General features: G+C 49.5%; 14 protein-coding genes and 1 pseudogene. 4 read left to right on the top strand and 11 right to left on the bottom strand.

The features are described 5' to 3' along the window. The first annotated feature begins 128 nt into the window (after positions 1–128). Entirely contained in the window at positions 129–413 is a 285-nt protein-coding gene (locus ON05_RS00595) for a hypothetical protein (RefSeq protein ID WP_010479566.1), read from the top strand. 121 nt (positions 414–534) lie between these two features. Here ON05_RS00595 and ON05_RS00600 read toward each other — a convergent pair whose 3' ends face one another. From ON05_RS00600 to ON05_RS00620, 5 genes are all read right to left on the bottom strand, one after another. Continuing rightward, positions 535–3,033 carry an acyl-CoA dehydrogenase gene (locus ON05_RS00600; RefSeq protein ID WP_010479564.1) on the bottom strand — a complete coding sequence of 833 codons (2,499 nt, stop codon included), beginning with the start codon at positions 3,031–3,033 and terminating at the stop codon, positions 535–537. Between the two features lie 546 nt (positions 3,034–3,579). After that, the gene (locus ON05_RS00605; protein ID WP_010479561.1) at positions 3,580–4,761 is read right to left on the bottom strand and encodes a thiolase family protein; all 1,182 of its coding nucleotides are present in this window, start codon (positions 4,759–4,761) and stop codon (positions 3,580–3,582) included. Between the two features lie 353 nt (positions 4,762–5,114). Continuing rightward, complete coding sequence (locus ON05_RS00610) at positions 5,115–7,499, bottom strand: 3-hydroxyacyl-CoA dehydrogenase/enoyl-CoA hydratase family protein (protein ID WP_010479559.1); 2,385 nt, start codon at positions 7,497–7,499, stop codon at positions 5,115–5,117. A gap of 37 nt (positions 7,500–7,536) precedes the next feature. Beyond that, complete coding sequence (locus ON05_RS37990) at positions 7,537–8,397, bottom strand: AMP-binding protein (protein ID WP_316964253.1); 861 nt, start codon at positions 8,395–8,397, stop codon at positions 7,537–7,539. Further along, positions 8,328–9,578, bottom strand: coding sequence for an AMP-binding protein (locus ON05_RS00620; protein WP_262560996.1), 1,251 nt, complete (start codon positions 9,576–9,578; stop codon positions 8,328–8,330). Before ON05_RS00620 ends, ON05_RS37990 begins: the two co-directional genes overlap by 70 nt. A gap of 263 nt (positions 9,579–9,841) precedes the next feature. On the opposite strand from ON05_RS00620, the pseudogene ON05_RS00625 reads away from it, so the two are divergent. After that, positions 9,842–9,916: pseudogene (locus tag ON05_RS00625) on the top strand (CopG family transcriptional regulator); the annotation flags it as partial. Here the strand turns inward: ON05_RS00625 and ON05_RS00630 are convergent. After that, positions 9,884–10,855 carry an alpha/beta hydrolase gene (locus tag ON05_RS00630; RefSeq protein ID WP_010479554.1) on the bottom strand — a complete coding sequence of 324 codons (972 nt, stop codon included), beginning with the start codon at positions 10,853–10,855 and terminating at the stop codon, positions 9,884–9,886. The pseudogene ON05_RS00625 and the gene ON05_RS00630 overlap by 33 nt on opposite strands. Before the next feature lie 350 nt (positions 10,856–11,205). Here ON05_RS00630 and ON05_RS38295 point away from each other — a divergent pair, with 350 nt between their 5' ends. Continuing rightward, a complete protein-coding gene (locus ON05_RS38295; RefSeq protein WP_396149713.1) occupies positions 11,206–11,298 on the top strand; it encodes a hypothetical protein in 93 nt (30 codons plus the stop codon). Positions 11,299–11,315: 17 nt separating this feature from the next. Then, positions 11,316–12,413, top strand: coding sequence for an IS630 family transposase (locus ON05_RS00635; RefSeq protein WP_010482591.1), 1,098 nt, complete (start codon positions 11,316–11,318; stop codon positions 12,411–12,413). A 50-nt stretch (positions 12,414–12,463) separates the two neighbouring features. Here ON05_RS00635 and ON05_RS00640 read toward each other — a convergent pair whose 3' ends face one another. The 5 genes from ON05_RS00640 to ON05_RS00660 form a co-directional block, all read right to left on the bottom strand. Continuing rightward, positions 12,464–13,474 (bottom strand): RimK family alpha-L-glutamate ligase, encoded by a 1,011-nt coding sequence (locus ON05_RS00640; protein ID WP_010480624.1) that lies wholly within the window; start codon positions 13,472–13,474, stop codon positions 12,464–12,466. Positions 13,475–13,492: 18 nt separating this feature from the next. After that, positions 13,493–14,446: a DMT family transporter gene (locus ON05_RS00645; protein WP_010480623.1), complete on the bottom strand. Its 954-nt coding sequence runs from the start codon at positions 14,444–14,446 to the stop codon at positions 13,493–13,495. A gap of 52 nt (positions 14,447–14,498) precedes the next feature. Beyond that, entirely contained in the window at positions 14,499–15,206 is a 708-nt protein-coding gene (locus tag ON05_RS00650; RefSeq protein ID WP_262560998.1) for a cysteine dioxygenase family protein, read from the bottom strand. Between the two features lie 322 nt (positions 15,207–15,528). Continuing rightward, positions 15,529–15,717 (bottom strand): CPXCG motif-containing cysteine-rich protein, encoded by a 189-nt coding sequence (locus ON05_RS00655; protein ID WP_010480621.1) that lies wholly within the window; start codon positions 15,715–15,717, stop codon positions 15,529–15,531. A 106-nt stretch (positions 15,718–15,823) separates the two neighbouring features. Then, on the bottom strand, positions 15,824–16,045 hold the full coding sequence (locus ON05_RS00660) for a DUF2949 domain-containing protein (RefSeq protein WP_010480620.1): 222 nt from the start codon (positions 16,043–16,045) through the stop codon (positions 15,824–15,826). Positions 16,046–16,065: the final 20 nt, after the last annotated feature.

Below are 16,065 nucleotides of genomic sequence, written 5' to 3' on the forward strand. Positions count from 1 at the left end.
ACAGCATCCTATAAAAGTGAATTCAATCAAAGTGTAAGAGCTGTTAAGGTCCAAAACCGCCCCAGGACTTAAAGTTGTACACCGACTGACTAGCTTGATTGCTAGACGAGCATACGCTACATATCTATATGCGATTCGATTACACGAACGTCAAGATCTTAATTATTGATGAGAACTCATATTACAGGTTGGAGGATGCTGGTGCACTACAGGAGGTGTTGATGATGATGCCGACAGAAAAGCCATCCAATTCAAAACAGGCAAAAGCTAAAACCAAGAAAACGAAGCATCGACGACGCAAAGAAATATACCTGCAAAGGGGGGGTAATATTGGCGTTCCTAAACAGCCATTGCGATCGCGTTCTCCAGAACCTACCCATGAAAAATCAAGGAACTGGGAAGCAGCGTCGTAGCGGATGATTTTCCCTGAATTCAGGCTTTTAATGACTTTTTGGACATTGGTTGGACCTGCAATGCGCGTAGTGGAACATCAATAACGCCCATCGTTTAAGTTCCGTCCTGGGTCATTCACCTCTAGGCAGACGTTACAGGAGAATTTATACGTAAAGCCCCACTAGGTATAGAGTTTTTCTGCTGATATTCCTCTAATGTAAATGAGTCCACTTGAATGGTATTGCTACGTGAGATTTCTGCCTGTTGGAGAGATCTGGCTTCTTGAGTGTTGATGATTCCTTCCTCAAGGGCTTCTTCAACCAGCTTCGATGGTTTGGATGGAGGAAGTTGCCCTCTTGCTATAGCATTCTTAATGGTTTTCAGGATAGGGGCTGTCTGCACCGATAAACGTAAAGCTTCTTCCAGGCGACCCACCGCTTCTTCAGTATGATTTGGAAGATAAATATCACGAGTGAGTCGATCCCGTTCTGGCCCAGGCATCAATAGGATCTGAGCAACCTGGTGCCCCAATTCATCAGATGGCATTGTTCCAAGGGGACTCAGACGCCACAGCCCTAAAATGGGTTGGCGCAGGCCAGCACTTGGGATCGGAAGATTAGAAACAACTCCTTCAAATGCCTGTTGAATTTGAGCAAGGGCATACTGCATCGACCAATGCACTAAGGGTAAATCCTTCACCTGTTGTCCTTCAGCTTCAAAGCGCCGGAGTGTTGCTGACCCCAGATACATCCAGGCAAGCATGTCTGCAAAGCGCCCAGTTAGTTTTTCTCTACGCTTCAGAGAACCTCCCAATGACAGCATGGCTAAATCACTGAGGTTTGCGAAGGTCGCTGAAGCCCAGGCTAACTTGCGATAGTAAATTGCCGTTTCGCCTTGGACAGGAGAACGAGTGAGCCGCCCCCGTGTCAGGCATAACAGACCAGCCCGAACGCCGTTACGGACGATCAGGCCAAGATGAGACCAGAAAGCCTGATCAAAGGCAGCTACATCCGACTGCTCTAAGGCTAAAATCTCATCGTAAATATAAGGATGACTGCGAATCGCGCCCTGGCCAAATATCATTAATGATCGCGTCAGAATATTTGCCCCCTCCACGGTAATGGCAATCGGCATGGCCGTGTAGATACTGGCTAATAGGTTCCGTGGTCCTCGACAAATCCCGGCTCCCCCCAGAATATCCATACCATCCAGTACGGCACGACGGGCCAGTTCTGTAGTTTGGAATTTTGCGATTGCGGATACCACCGCAGGCTGCTCGCCGTTATCTACTGCGCCACAGGTATAGAGGCGGGCCGCATCAATCATGTAAGTGAATCCCCCAATCCGGGCTAGGGGTTCTTCAACCCCTTCAAAGCGGCCAATGGATAAACCAAACTGTTTACGGACCACAGCATGGGCACCCGCTACGCGAGCCACCAGTTTAGCCACCCCTGTACAAGTGGCCGGGAAGCTAATCCCACGCCCCGCTGCCAGAGTTTGCATGATCATTTTCCAACCCTGACCTGCTTGTTCAATGCCACCAATGATCTGCCCAATCGGAACAATGACGTCGTGGCCTTCTAACGGTGAATTATAGAAGGGGATGCCCATGGGATCGTGGCGACGGTTATGAATGACGCCAGGTGTTTCAGTCGGTATCAGAGCACAGGTAATGCCAGGGTATTCCCCTTTACCCAGAAGATTGTCAGGGTCGTGAAGTTGGAAGGCAAGGCCCAGGAGGGTTGCGATCGCACCCAGGGTAATATAGCGCTTGTTCCAATTGAGTTTGAGGTAGAGCTGATCATCCTCCCCTTTAAACACCACCCCACTAGACGTAATGCTGGCCGCATCTGATCCGGCTTGGGGTTCTGTGAGGGCAAAGCAGGGGATATCTTCACCTCTGGCTAAGCGGGGTAAATAGTGATGTTTCTGCTCCTTGGTGCCATAGCGAAGTAAAAGTTTAGCAGGTCCCAGGGAGTTGGTGACGCCAACCGTTGCCACATGGGTAAAGGAGCGGGAGGCCAGTTTGGCCATTACGGCGCTATAGGCCAGATTCGAGAAACCCAGCCCCCCATATGTTTCGGGAATCATCATGCCAAAAAACCGTTCCTGTCTGAGATAGGTCCAGACGTCGGGGGGGAGATCCTGACGCTGATAGATGTCCCAGTCACTGGCCATCCGGCAGACTTGTTCAACCGGGCCATCTAGAAAAGCTTGAATCTCAGGGGTGAGCTGGGGATAAGGTTCGCTGAGGATACGTTCAAAGTTAGGTTTACCCGTGAAAAATTCACCATCGACCCAGACGTTCCCTGCTTCGATCGCAGCTTTCTCCGTCTCTGAAATTTTGGGAAAGATTTGCAGTGTTTGGAGTGTTTTGACGACGAAGGACGTAAGTAGCTTTTGGCGGAGCCAAGGGACATTGAACACCAGCGCTACGAAGAGAAACAGGCTCCACACCCAGATTGGCGGATGGCTGAGGCTAAGGACTGCAGCAGCGAATAGCGACCAGCTCCACAGTGGGACACCGATGTATCCCAATAGGATGATTAGGGAGAGGGTGGCGAGTGAGATGATCTCCGGTCGGGCTACCTCCAGTAGAGGAGCTACGCTAACGACCATCGCAGTATTGATAACAGTCATGGCGGCCTCCGTAGTAGCTAGCGAATTTTGAACAAGGATTACGGCCCACTCTGTGGGTTATTTGAGTTGGACAATGGAACCACTGAATCCTGCATTGGCCCCCCAACTTTGGGAGGAGAAAATATCTAGTCTTGGGTCTAATGCAGTACGTACCGCACAACTTGTTGGGAGTACTTTGCAAAGAACGAGGTCTAGAATCTATGCGTCTTTCCCCCCAGAATTGATACCCCTGGCGAAATTCACATTCAGTTACATTAGGTGATTATGTCTATAGCTTTCACTGTTGCACTCGCCCCCTAAATCCCCCACCAGTGGGGGACTTGACCTGTTGTCTTGCACAGATTCTTAAGATCAGGTTTGAGCGAAAAGGGTTTGAGATTTTTGGCCCCATTATCCAGCCTAGCTATAGGCTCAAAGTCCCCCAGGATGGGGGATTTAGGGGGCACGAGAGGCTTTGCTATGTAAACAAATATTTATTTCGCCAGCGGTATCAGAATAGGGGGTTAGGGGGCCAGGGCAAAGCATTGGGCATAGACAGCAAAACAACTACAACATCAAGTTCTCAAATACTCCCGCAGCACCCATACCGCCCCCAACACACATGGTCACCAGTCCATAGCGAATCCCCCTCCGATTCATCTCGTGCAGGAGCGTGGCCGTCAACTTCGCCCCCGTGCAGCCCAATGGGTGACCCAGTGCGATCGCACCGCCATTCACATTCACAATCTCCTCATCTAGGCCAAGCTTTCGCATGACAGCCAAAGCCTGGGCTGCAAAGGCTTCGTTCAACTCAATCAGGCCGATATCCTTCAGAGATAAACCCACCTGCTTGAGCACCTTGGGGACCGCATCCACCGGGCCAATTCCCATAATTTCTGGCGGCACACCAACCACTGAGTAGCCCAGTAATCGGCCCAACGGCGAAATGCCCAACTCTCTGACCCTATGCTCACTCATCACCACCGTTGCTGCTGCGCCATCCGACATTTGCGAAGATGTCCCCGCTGTGACAGTGCCATCGACCTTGAACACGGGCTTAAGTTTGGCCAATGCCTCTAGGCTGGTATCGGCACGCGGTCCTTCATCCATTTCGAAAACCGTTTCAGTGGTTTGGGTTTGTCCATCCACTAACAATGTTTCCTTAACGGTGAAGGGAATAATTTCATCTTTGAAACGGCCCTTTTCGATGGCGGCGAGGGCTTTGTGATGCGATCGCAAGGCAAAAGCATCCTGATCAGTTCTAGAAATCTGGAATTCTGCGGCCACATTCTCTGCCGTAAGCCCCATCGACAAATAGGCTGCAGGGACCTCAGACAGCAAGTCTGGATTGGGTGTCAGATAATGTCCCCCCATCGGAATCAGACTCATGGATTCAGCTCCTCCGGCCACGATCACCTCTGCCTGACCTGTCATAATTGCTTGCGCGGCCATAGCAATGGTTTGTAACCCCGATGAACAAAAACGGTTCACGGTGCAGCCCGCAACGGAGTGGGGAAGACCCGCCCGCATAGCGATCACGCGACCTAGATTGAACCCCTGCTCCGCTTCGGGAAACGAACAGCCCATAATCAAGTCATCAACTTGTTCGGGTTCCAGGCCGGACACTTTCCCTAAAGCACCTTTGACGGCGGCAGCGCCCAAGTCGTCAGGACGACTGTTCCGCAAAGTGCCACGGGGGGCTTTTCCAACCGCAGTACGAACACTGCTTACGATATATGCCTTGTTCATCTCATTTACCTCGTTTTCAGTGGGTACTCTCCGTATCGCGCATAACTCACAATTTCTGTGCTGAATCGGGTGCTTTGCACTGGCCCCCCCGGCCCCCCAATTCTGGGGGGAGCATTCCTAAACGTTTGGGAAATCCCGATAGGTTGGTTGTTTTTGGTGGGCACATTGGTTGCGTCATCATTAGTTTGAGAATTGTGCCTCTCAGACTTGACCCATTTGGCAATCTCAAGGCTGAGAATTGAGTTCTCAGTAGATCTAGCTAGTGAACTAAAGGCCGCATTCGGTACATCACCCAAGATGAACGCTATTCTCCCCCCAGAATTGGGGGGCTGGGGGGGCGAATGCAGGATCTCCTAATTCCTCAACGGTTTCTTAGTTTTCAATGTATGCATAATCCGCTCCTGCGTTTTCTTCTCCTCAAATAGTGGCAAGAACATTTGCCGCTCCAGCCCTAACAAGTAGTCATCAGAAACCAACGTTGGCGCTGATAGATCACCCCCCGTAATCACGTAGGCTAAACGATTCGCCAAGAAGAGATCGTATTCAGAGATGTAGCCACCCTTTTGCATTAGATACGCCGCCGTTTCAAATGTGGCGCGGGCTGGTTTGCCCAACACCTGGATCGCATTGCGCTTGGGTGGCGGTGCATAGCCTTCATGGTCAAGCCGCAGGACTTCTTCTTTGGCAACATAGAGACGGCGATCGCTATTCATAACAATCAGTGCAGTGGGCGGTAGGTACCCCCAATCCTGAGCTTGGTAGGCGCTCCCAGCTACCTTCGCCATCCCAATATGCTCGAAGGCTTGCTTCAAAAATGGCTGAATATCACTGGGGTCATCGCTGGCAGCCTGTTCAGCAGCCCAGGTTGCCATGGTCATAATGCCGCCTGCACCGGGAATCAAACCGACGCTGAGTTCCACCAAGCCGATATAGGTTTCCGCCGCTGCCACCACGTGGGGAGAGGCCATCACCAGTTCGCAGCCACCTCCTAAGATTCGCCCTCGAATCGCTGCCACAATCGGTTTGGGGAAGTAGTGAATTCGCAGCATCAGGGCCTGAAACTGATCGAGGAGATGGGCAATGGCACCATGCTCACAATCTGTAAAGACATTGACCTTGTCTTGGTGCGAGAACTTGATCATGTCTGCCAGGTTGGCCCCAGCAGAGAAATGCTCCCCGTCATTACCAATCACCAAGCCGCGATAGTCGCCCGCCTCAACGATATCTAAGGCTTCTGAGAAACCATCCACCACAACTTGACCGAGGGTATTGCCCTTAGAGCGAAACTCAAACAGCGTTACACCATTGCCAATATCCAGCAAAGCTGCCTCGGCGTTCTGCCACAGCGTTTGGGCTGGATCAGTCTTGAACTGGGCCACCGTCAATTCATCTTGAGGCCCTTCCGTGGGGAGATAGCCATGCAGGGGTTGATAGACAAACCGTTCCCCTTTAGGACCAATGTCTTGATAGAAGCTATCAATCTCGGCAAGCCGCATTTTCTCCACCCACTGGGGGACCACAATTCCAGCGGCCTGCATATCTTGGATCACCTGACTGAAACCAATCGCATCCCAGATTTCAAAGGGACCCAACTGCCAGCCAAATCCCCAGCGCATGGCCTGATCAATGTTGAGGGGACTATCGGCAATTTCAGGAATCCGATGGGCACTGTAGCTCAAGATCTGCAGCATCGTTTGCCGGAAAAATGTTCCTGCTCGACCGAAATCTCGATAGAGGGTTCGCAGGCGTTCGGGAAGGGATTTAATTTTGGCAATGGTCTTCCAGTTCCCTAGCTGCAGGGACTGAGCCTTTTCGTATGTCAGGGTCTGCGGGTTGACGGAGAGGATATCTCTGCCTACTTTTTGATAGAAGCCCTGACCTGTTTTGGCCCCGAGATGTCCTGCCTCAACTAGGCGTTTCAGAATCTCAGGCACCTGGAAAACTTCACGACTTTCATCGTCAGGGATGGCAGGATAGAGATTTTCAGCTACATACAGCAGGGTATCGAGACCCACAATATCTGCAGTTCGGAAGGTTGCCGATTTAGGACGACCCACCAGGGTTCCCGTGAGGGTATCAATTTCTTCAATGGTGTACCCCTGTTCTGTAAAGGCTCGGATGCCGAGCATACTGATAAACACCCCAATCCGATTGCCAATAAAGTTGGGGGTATCTTTGGCGACCACGACCCCTTTCCCTAGATGGAGATGTCCAAACCACTTCAGTTGCGCCACAATTTGTGGATCCGTTTCAGCCGTGGGAATCAGTTCCAATAGCTTCAGGTAACGCGGAGGATTAAAAAAGTGTGTTCCTAGAAATCGTCGACGGAAGGAATTGGAGCAACCTGCAGTAATCGCTTGGATGGATAACCCACTTGTATTCGTTGAAACCACTGCATCATCGCGAATATGGCCTTCTAAACGGGCCATCAGCTGTTGCTTAACCTCTAACTTTTCGACTACCGCCTCAATCACCCAATCCACATGGGTTAGGCGATGCCAGTCATCCTCAAAATTCCCCAGAATAACGCGGCGGGCTGTATTTTCGGTAAAGAAAATCGGCGGTTTTTGCTGCAGACCTTTTTTGAAGGCAGCTTCAACAATCGCATTTTTATGGACGCCAGGCCCAGGCAGATCCAGGAGATAAACTACTAAACCTGCATTGGCGAGGTGGGCAGCAATTTGAGTACCCATCACCCCTGCACCGAGAACAGCAGCGGTCCGAAATGGTTTTAACATAACAGCAAACCTCCATCAATTCAGCAGGAATAAGTCCCTAAGAAGCTTCCAACGTCAGCGACGTAGACGTTGGTGGCATAGCGGTAGAAACGGGCTGGGTTATCGCAGGCACAACAGCGCTATATAGTGCCTCAATCTCTTCGGCGAAGGCCGTACAGGTGGCTTCCCGATCAAGTCGTCGAGAGGGGGTCAGTAATCCATGAGTAACAGTCAGTATTTCAGGTATTAGACGAAAGCGCTTCACCCTTGACCACGCCGGGAGTTTCTGGTTAGCTGCATCGACCAGTAACTGATATTCAGCAACAATCTGCGCATGGTCTACGATCTCGTTAAGGGGAAGATGGACCCCCAGCTTCTTGGCCAGTCTTAGTAGTCTCCGTCGATTGGGAAAAATCAGCAGACCGCAGTAAGGGCGCTGGTTACCCACTGCCAAAGCCCAGTCGACTAACGAGGATTGAACGAGATGATGCTCAATCCGCTCAGGGGCCACATATTTGCCCGTTGATAACTTAAAAAGACTTTTTTTATGACCGGTAATGGTCAAGAACCCTTCATCGGTGATCTCCCCATAGTCGCCGGTGTGGAACCAACCCTCTGCGTCAATGGCTTCTTGGGTTGCCACTGGATTGTTGTAATAGCCTTTCATCACATAGGGCGCTTTAGCCAAGATTTCGCCATCGGGTGCGATCGCAATTTCAACACCCGGGATGGGCACCCCTACCGTACCAGCTCGATTCAATTCCCCTCGATTCACACACAGGACGGCACTCGTTTGGGTAAGGCCATATCCTTGCAAGACCGGAATACCCGCAGCCGACAAAACCGTGGCTAACTCTGACTTGAGAGCAGCCCCCCACAGAGGAGATACCGAAGCTTTCCCCCAAATCCCTGGCGCCACTGGCGATACACTAACTGGTCGGCTAGTTTAAGCTGCAAAGTATAGAACCCGTCAGACCGAAGACCCAGTGGATATCTCTGGGCTAAATCGAAAGCCCACTGGAAGATCATCTGCTGGAATCGGGGCAATTGGTGGCCTCGCTCCTGAATCTTTTGATAGACCTTTTCTAGAAGGCGGGGCACTGTCGATAAGATGGTGGGCCTGATCTCCCGCATATGCTTTACGATGCGTTGGGGAGTCGTGAAATAAACAGTATGGCCATAGTTTAGATGCCCATACAGCATGACGCGAGCAAAAACATGGGTGAGTGGTAGAAAAGAAAGGACTGTTTCCTGGGGGCCAGTTCGAAGACCCGGCATAACGCTAAATGCTGCCAGTGCGTCCCCTGCCAAATTTTCATGGGTGAGCATTACCCCTTTGGGGAGTTCGCATAGGTAGGGAGCACCATGCTGTAGCCGCTGTCTGAGGGAGGTCACTGCCTGAAAAATGGGTAATACCTGGCTTCTGAATGCCTGACAACGACCCGTCGCACCGGCCACATAAACAATGGTGGCCACATCATCCGGCGAAATCTCAGCTCGTAGCCTCTGCCGAGCTTGATCGGATAATTGCTTCTGTCCCCATTGCCGCAAGGAAGACAAAGCAATCAGCTGAATGCTTGCGGGAAGAGTGACTCGAAGATCGATCAAAGCATCCTCACCAGATGATGAGTCTAGGCCATTGGCCACAATCAGAAATTTCAGTGTAGATAGTTCATGTAGGCAAGGGGCGACTTGCTGCAACACCTGCAGATCAGAAAGCATCAGGGCCGTTGCGCCACTATGCTGCATAATAAACACCATATTTTCTGGTGTTTCACCCATATAAATGGGGACGTTAATCAGGTGAGCTAGCAAACTGCCCATATCGGCTAGGCAGAAGTTGACATCACTATGCATCAGTAGGGCAATGCGATCACCCGCCTTTAGCCCCAGTTCTTTCAGACCTAAAGCGATTTCCTCTGTCGCTTCACGAAATGCCAGTGTTGAGATGGATGCCCAGCCCTCTGGGGTCCAATGACTCAAGGCTTGGGAAGTTGGATGGCCCTCGCAGGCTTCATCGAGCAGTGACGGTAGAGTTCGCCCCAGGACCCCCTGCTCAGACTGCGGGGGTAGGCGGTAAATCTGACTGGGTGTAAACATGATCAGCTAGAGCCGCTGATTGCGACTCTCTCCCACAAACGGTGCTGGCTCTCCTCAACCATTCCGCGCTTTATTGATGTGAGATGGCTTCTTTAACTAATACTCCTAGTTGCTGCAGGAGTGTTAGTTAAAGAAGCACTGCTGGCAAAATTCTGAATGGCATCAATGCAGCGCGTCCTTTGAATTGGAACCTTAAAGTATGCTCAGTAGCGTTGAATGACAATTTTTAAGGTACAATCGCAGTATAGCATATATCTATACGCATGGCTCAGAATCAGCTTTGTATAAGAATTCCAGAGTATGAACTAAAAATACTGGACCGCTATGCAAAAAAAACAGAGCGGACCAAGACCGATATCATTCGTGAGTTCATACGCTCTTTGGAAGAAGCCACAGAAGGCTAAAGATATGCCTATAAGCCGTCGATCCTTGTTTTTCTCAAAGGATGCTAGCTGTTGACGGAGCCATTGGCTCATATCAGCGAGTACTGTTTGGGCATCCAGATTAGCGTGTAAGTCGTGAAAGGCTCCTGGATATTCCAGATGTTGTTTGGTCCTGCTACCGACCTTTTGAAAAAAGGCTACGCTCTCGGTGAGAGAAGCGGTCTGATCGTTGCTGCCATGGAGCATCAACAGCGGGAGACGGAGATTCGCTGCGTGGACTTGTAATTCGGCTTGAATGCGGAGAAACTCAGTGGCTAACCGAGCTGTTCCTTGAGTATGCCGCAGTGGATCCTGAGAATAGTCTAGAAGGACGGCTGGATCGCTAGAATTACTGGCTAGATCGATGCCCGTATTGAGGGAAAATCGAGGCCATAGCTGTGATAGAAGGCTGGAAATTGCTAACTTCCAGGGTGAAACACCGACAGCTCCCATGGGTAGACCGGACACAATGATGCCCATCAATAGATGCGGTGAATGTAGGACATAATCCAGAACAATTGCACCGCCTAAACTATGTCCCCAGGCAAAGAGAGGAACGTGAGGCTGTTGGCGCTCAACTAACTGCAGAAAAATGTGAAAGTCGGTTCTAAACTCTGACCAGTGGTTGATATAACCTCGTTGTCCAGAAGAGCGACCATGCCCCCGTAGATCTAAGACATAGACCGCATAATCCTGAGGAAAAAATGTATTGACCGCATTCATAAAAGTACTGCCATGGCTACCGAGGCCGTGGACAATTGCCACTGCAGCTTGAGGAGGATGTTCGGGGAACCAAGCTCGATAGTAAAGCCTGTGCTGCTTTGCTCCGAACAAATAACCTGATTTAGTGTGCATGTGAAAATTCCTGCCTTTATGCGTAAAAACGCCACCCACTTACGGCTGCAGGAGAAGGCCGAGTTTGCGCTTAGCAAAAGACCTTTAAGATAGTGCCATTATAGCGAATAGCTAATTGATGTTCGGATGGAGCACCAGAGAACAAGGTATGAACTGTCTCGAAAAAAAAGGTGTCAGGAACATCAGAGCTGGACGTAGCCAAGTACTTCTCATGACTGGTTTGCAATGCCTCACGATTTTTCTCGGTATTAGAGCCGAGATTCAGCAGGTGATTGGCAGCAGTGGATAATTTTGAGGTAGTTCCTCAAAGTTAGGCTATATCAACTTCTTGCGAGATAGACGTTCAAGATATTAACCATCTCGGCATCATTTCAGGCATCGTAGATGAGATCGGCATCGTCGAGATAGTGGATCAGTTATACTGCGGACGACTAGTGGCTTAACATTGTAGCGGAGAGATTTGGCACACTGGGAGTATCCCCCAACCGACTCTCCTACTCGCATGATTAAAATTGATTTCACCGCAGAGGAAATCCAACACCTCAACTACGAGCGCTATCATCATCCTCACCCACGGGTGCAGCGACGGATGGAAGTCCTCTACTTAAAGAGTCAAGGTCTTGCCCATGCCCAGATCTGCCAGCTTTGTCAGATTAGCCGTCCGACCTTAGCCAAAACCCTTCGTTTGTATCAACAAGGAGGAATTGAAGGACTGAAGACCCTGGAATATAAAGGTCAACCCAGTTCACTCAACGCTCATAGCGATAGTGTGAGAGCCTATTTTGAGCAACACCCGCCCCGCACCAGTGCAGAAGCTCAAGCAGTCATTGAACAATTGACGGGCATTAAACGTAGTCCAACCCAGATCAAAGCTTTCCTCAAACGCATCGGTTGTCGCTATCGAAAAGTGGGGTATGTGCCGGGAAAGTCGAGTCTACCCGAGAAAATTGAGGAGCAAGAGCAGTTCCGAAAAACTTGCCTTGAACCCTTATTAGAGGGAGCTCAACGCCAAGAGCGTCTTGTCTTTTTTGTAGATGCTGCTCATTTTGTTCATCAGGCTTATCTGGGGTTTCTCTGGTGCATCCGTCGGATCTTCATCCCCTCTCCTTCCGGTCGTCAACGATTCAATGTTCTCGGGGCGCTCAACGCCGTCACTAAAGATATCATCAGCATCACCAACCACACCTACATCAACTCTCATAGCATGTGTTTGTTGCTAGCCAAGCTTGCTCTACTCGACCCTGTCATACCCATCAGCGTGATTTTAGACAATGCTCGATATCAAAAATGCCAGCTTGTGACAGACTTTGCTGAGATCGTCGATATTGAGTTAGTCTACTTGCCCTCTTATTCACCCCATTTGAATTTAATTGAGCGGCTCTGGCGCTTTGTGCGCAAAGAATGTCTCTACTCAAAGTATTATGCTGATTTCCCCGCCTTTAAGGGAGCCATTCAACAGTGCCTCGACCAGTGCAATGGTGAGCATAAGGCGAAACTCACAAGCCTGCTATCACTCAAGTTTCAGTCTTTTAAAAAAGTTAATATCTTAGCCGTCTAGAGTATATTAGGGACTCATGACCAAGAGCATGTCAACAGATCCCAACTCACTCAACGACGCTCAGAAGGTTTCAGGCCACCCGCATAGGCCAACATCCAATTTGCAAACCGATCGCAGATCGGTTTCCCGGTTAAATGTTGCAAGCGGGCAAAGCCACCGATGTTGCCAGCATTAATTTCGCTGATTTTCCAAATACCGTCATCATCCAGCAAAAAGTCGTATCCCAAGGTATGGAGGTTGCGATCGCAATAGGCTCCCACCGTCCCCGCAATCGCGGCTTCTTCCTCAGTTGTTACCTCGGCTAGGGCACAGTCACCATCCACACTGACATTATTTACCCAATATCCGGTCCGAGAGCGTCGCACATAGGCCCCGTAAATTTCACCATGAACCACCACCACTCGCTTATCGCCAGCCGTAACGTTATTCAAATACCGCACAAATTGTAGGGGTTCCGGGACATTGCCCAGTAGATACCCCATCACCCGGTCAAAGGAGGAGAAATCGCGAGTTCCGGTCAATGAGTTATCCACCCAAAAGTGGTCTGCTTCGCGCCAAATCTTGAAAACCCCTCTGCCCCCACAGCTATTGGAGCGTTTGGCCACAATGGTTTGATGGTGTTCTAGGAAACCATAAGCGTCCTCCAATTCACTGGTAATCAAGGTGTCAGGAATATAGGGGCCAGCGACCTTAGCCAAAAAGTCAGGCTGCATTTGCTCTAGCTTACTGATGGGGTCGTTTACAAATCGGACTTGCTTAGACCATTGCCCTAAAATATCGAGATAACCAGGGGGAAAGGGCTTCAGGCGACGACAGAAGACTAAATCAAATTCCGATAAGGTATATTCTGAGCGCGGTAAGGTATCTAACCGTAAAAATTGATCATAGGTGAGGGACTGAGGCACCAGGGCTGCCTGAACTTGATGCGGGTCAGTAACCCATTCTGCAGGGGCATGAAACAACTCAATCTGCGGATGTTGAGCAAAATATTGGTAGGTCGTCGGTACATCCTGTAATGGTGAGGTATAGAGGGATGGATCGCAAATACAAAGAAGTTTCATAATCGTTTTTTTATAGAATTAGGCTGCAGATAAGCTGTTTTCTCCACCCTCCGGGAGACCTTTGGGCTGTTTTTTCCTGACGTTGGAAATCAGCACCCCCGTCATAATGATCAAGAAGGCAATACCTTGGGTGTAAGACGGGCGTTCTCCATTGAGCACAAAGGCATAGACTATGCCAAAAACGGGGGAGAGAATGGTCCACCGCGCTACAGTTTGGGAATCAAGCTGCTTGAGGGCGGCAAACCAGGCAAATTGAGAAATTACAATCACAAATAGGGAATAGATCAGCATAATTAGCCATAGCTGCCCTGAAAAGATGTCGACAAAGTGTACCGGACCAAATAACTTAATTGCGATCGCAAAGAACACAACCGCCGCAAATGCATTCCGGGTAAAGACCACGACTCGCAAACTCGAAGACTTGGACAGCAATATCTTGCTGACCAAAGCGGAGAGGGCATAAATAAACGCAGAAGCAATGATCAACAGATCGCCCTGGGAAAATTGGAACTGGTTTTGCTGCAGGGCTAAGGCAATCACACCCCCACCAATCAGGGAAAATCCTACCCATTCTGCCTTGGTGATCCGCTGCCGAAAAAAAAGCGCTCCTGCCAAGGCATAAATCACAGGACCCAGGCGGCCCAATAGCACTGTATTGGTTACACTCGTATCCATTAGTGCCAGAAAAATCAATGCCGACAAGACCACTGCTAAGCAGCCATTAATCACAAGACCCAGGCGAACTCGATGGTGAAGCCGTTGCCAATCCTGCCAGATAGATTTCCAACCGAATCGCGAAAGAACCACAAGGGCCGCGCAAAGATTGCCTAGGAACAAGACATTACAGAAGGAAATGGGATTCATCACATCTCCAGCTAAGTCAGGGGCATTCAGGAGTAGGAACGCAATCAGAGGTGTTCCCAGGGATCGCAAAGCCCTAGACAACACCAACAAGAATTTGGGATTGAACATAACGTTCGATGTTGGCAATCTATGGAAATGAATGGTTAAAGCTGGAATAGAACTAGCCCTGTAGTTGATAAATCTGGGTGCGGAGTTCTTGGGCCACTTGCTGAAGTTGAGCCGAAAGAGGCTCCTCCATCCGCTGGATCCGGGCCAACATCTGTTGGTGATGACGTAAGGTCGTTTGTCGATCGCCCTTTAGACCTGAAATTTCCCGGGTAATCAGTTCCTCTGGGAGGCAGAAAAAGACGCCCCCATCGGTGAACTGAATTTTGCCCGCTAACAAATCAAAGATGCGAGCACTACCAGTAATCGCTTCTTGGGGAAACTCAGTGCCATACACATGCAAACTCAGAAAAGGGTGTGAGCTAGGATTTCCCATTTGATGGATTAAATCATGATCCACCGGAATAATCGTCCCAGCATTAAACGGCATAATGGCCTGCGTTGTCAGCAAACTATCCTCAAAGTGATAAACACTATGTTCCGCCTGGCCGAATGACTGGACCGCTCCCCATTGAGCCGAACCATGATCATGGAAGGCACTGAAGTCTCCAGGAGCCCAGGACATCACCATAATTTCAAAATGCCCCCCGTCATAAACCAAATGTCGACCATAACTATCGGCAAGGGGATGGTCAAAATCGGCCCATAGCATCAGGTCTTCAGCTTGGATATTGGCATCCTGCACACATTGACAGGCAATCTGAGGCGTTATTTGAGACTGCTTGCGAATCAGCTGGATTAAAGATTCCAGACTTTTGGGCATGCGCAGAGAGGGTATTTCAACTTGCTCTAACATCAACCAAACCGAGTGACTACATAGAAAGATTCTTCCCAACTGTATTGCCCAAAAGGGCAATCAAGGTTAAGAAAACCTCTTATTAGCCAAGTTAGGCCTGGGAACTGAAGGTTCCCTGAGAAATGCGTTAAGCCCTTCTAAAGTAATACAGAAATCTCCTGAGAATCCTGAACTAGGAATACCCCACACAATTCATGCTTGGTATTCAATGTCTATGGACTTTCAGTAAGGTTGTATTGATGAAGCTTGAGTATTCGTAACTCACCCCTCATTGCCCAGAAAAGGACAATTAGCCGTTATATTCAGTAGCAATATCAATTTCTAAACTATCTCGGTCTACACTCACAGACAGCAAGTTGGGACGACAGCAGACTTGACAATCTTCTATGTAGGACTGACTGAAGCCTACACTGATATCGATAAACGTGGTGTTAAATTCTCCACAATAGGCGCATTGATAGTCTGATGTGGTTTCCATGAATTGAGATCGATATCCTTTCAAATTCCTGACTTATTCTTCTTAAGCTTACTGTGGACGGCAAAAGAACAGCGGACTATTGAGGGGTAGGATATCAGCAGCGATGTTAGGCAACCTGCACTTCCAAAGGATTTGAGGCTTCCCGCTCAAGCCATTCGAAGGCGGAATTGAGTTGATTGAGGCTGATCAGTCCATGTTGCCATAGGATAATATGTAGCTGCCCCAATGATGGATCTTGACGACGCAGGGCAACATTCAATTCAGCGGTGGAAATCGCTAGATCATTTTGGAGAAAATTTATAAATTTTTGCTGAAGTGAAGATGACATGATTGCCTAATCCAAAAAAA

The organism is Acaryochloris sp. CCMEE 5410 (assembly GCF_000238775.2).
Classification (GTDB): domain Bacteria; phylum Cyanobacteriota; class Cyanobacteriia; order Thermosynechococcales; family Thermosynechococcaceae; genus Acaryochloris.

Bases quoted from the DNA above. Each gene is read 5' to 3' on its own strand.
- ON05_RS00595 (WP_010479566.1), top strand. From the start codon at position 129: ATGCGATTCGATTACACGAACGTCAAGATCTTAATTATTGATGAGAAC.
- ON05_RS00600 (WP_010479564.1), bottom strand. From the start codon at position 3,033: ATGACTGTTATCAATACTGCGATGGTCGTTAGCGTAGCTCCTCTACTG.
- ON05_RS00605 (WP_010479561.1), bottom strand. From the start codon at position 4,761: ATGAACAAGGCATATATCGTAAGCAGTGTTCGTACTGCGGTTGGAAAA.
- ON05_RS00610 (WP_010479559.1), bottom strand. From the start codon at position 7,499: ATGTTAAAACCATTTCGGACCGCTGCTGTTCTCGGTGCAGGGGTGATG.
- ON05_RS00620 (WP_262560996.1), bottom strand. From the start codon at position 9,578: ATGTTTACACCCAGTCAGATTTACCGCCTACCCCCGCAGTCTGAGCAG.
- ON05_RS00630 (WP_010479554.1), bottom strand. From the start codon at position 10,855: ATGCACACTAAATCAGGTTATTTGTTCGGAGCAAAGCAGCACAGGCTT.
- ON05_RS00640 (WP_010480624.1), bottom strand. From the start codon at position 13,474: ATGAAACTTCTTTGTATTTGCGATCCATCCCTCTATACCTCACCATTA.
- ON05_RS00645 (WP_010480623.1), bottom strand. From the start codon at position 14,446: ATGTTCAATCCCAAATTCTTGTTGGTGTTGTCTAGGGCTTTGCGATCC.
- ON05_RS00650 (WP_262560998.1), bottom strand. From the start codon at position 15,206: ATGCCCAAAAGTCTGGAATCTTTAATCCAGCTGATTCGCAAGCAGTCT.
- ON05_RS00655 (WP_010480621.1), bottom strand. From the start codon at position 15,717: ATGGAAACCACATCAGACTATCAATGCGCCTATTGTGGAGAATTTAAC.
- ON05_RS00660 (WP_010480620.1), bottom strand. From the start codon at position 16,045: ATGTCATCTTCACTTCAGCAAAAATTTATAAATTTTCTCCAAAATGAT.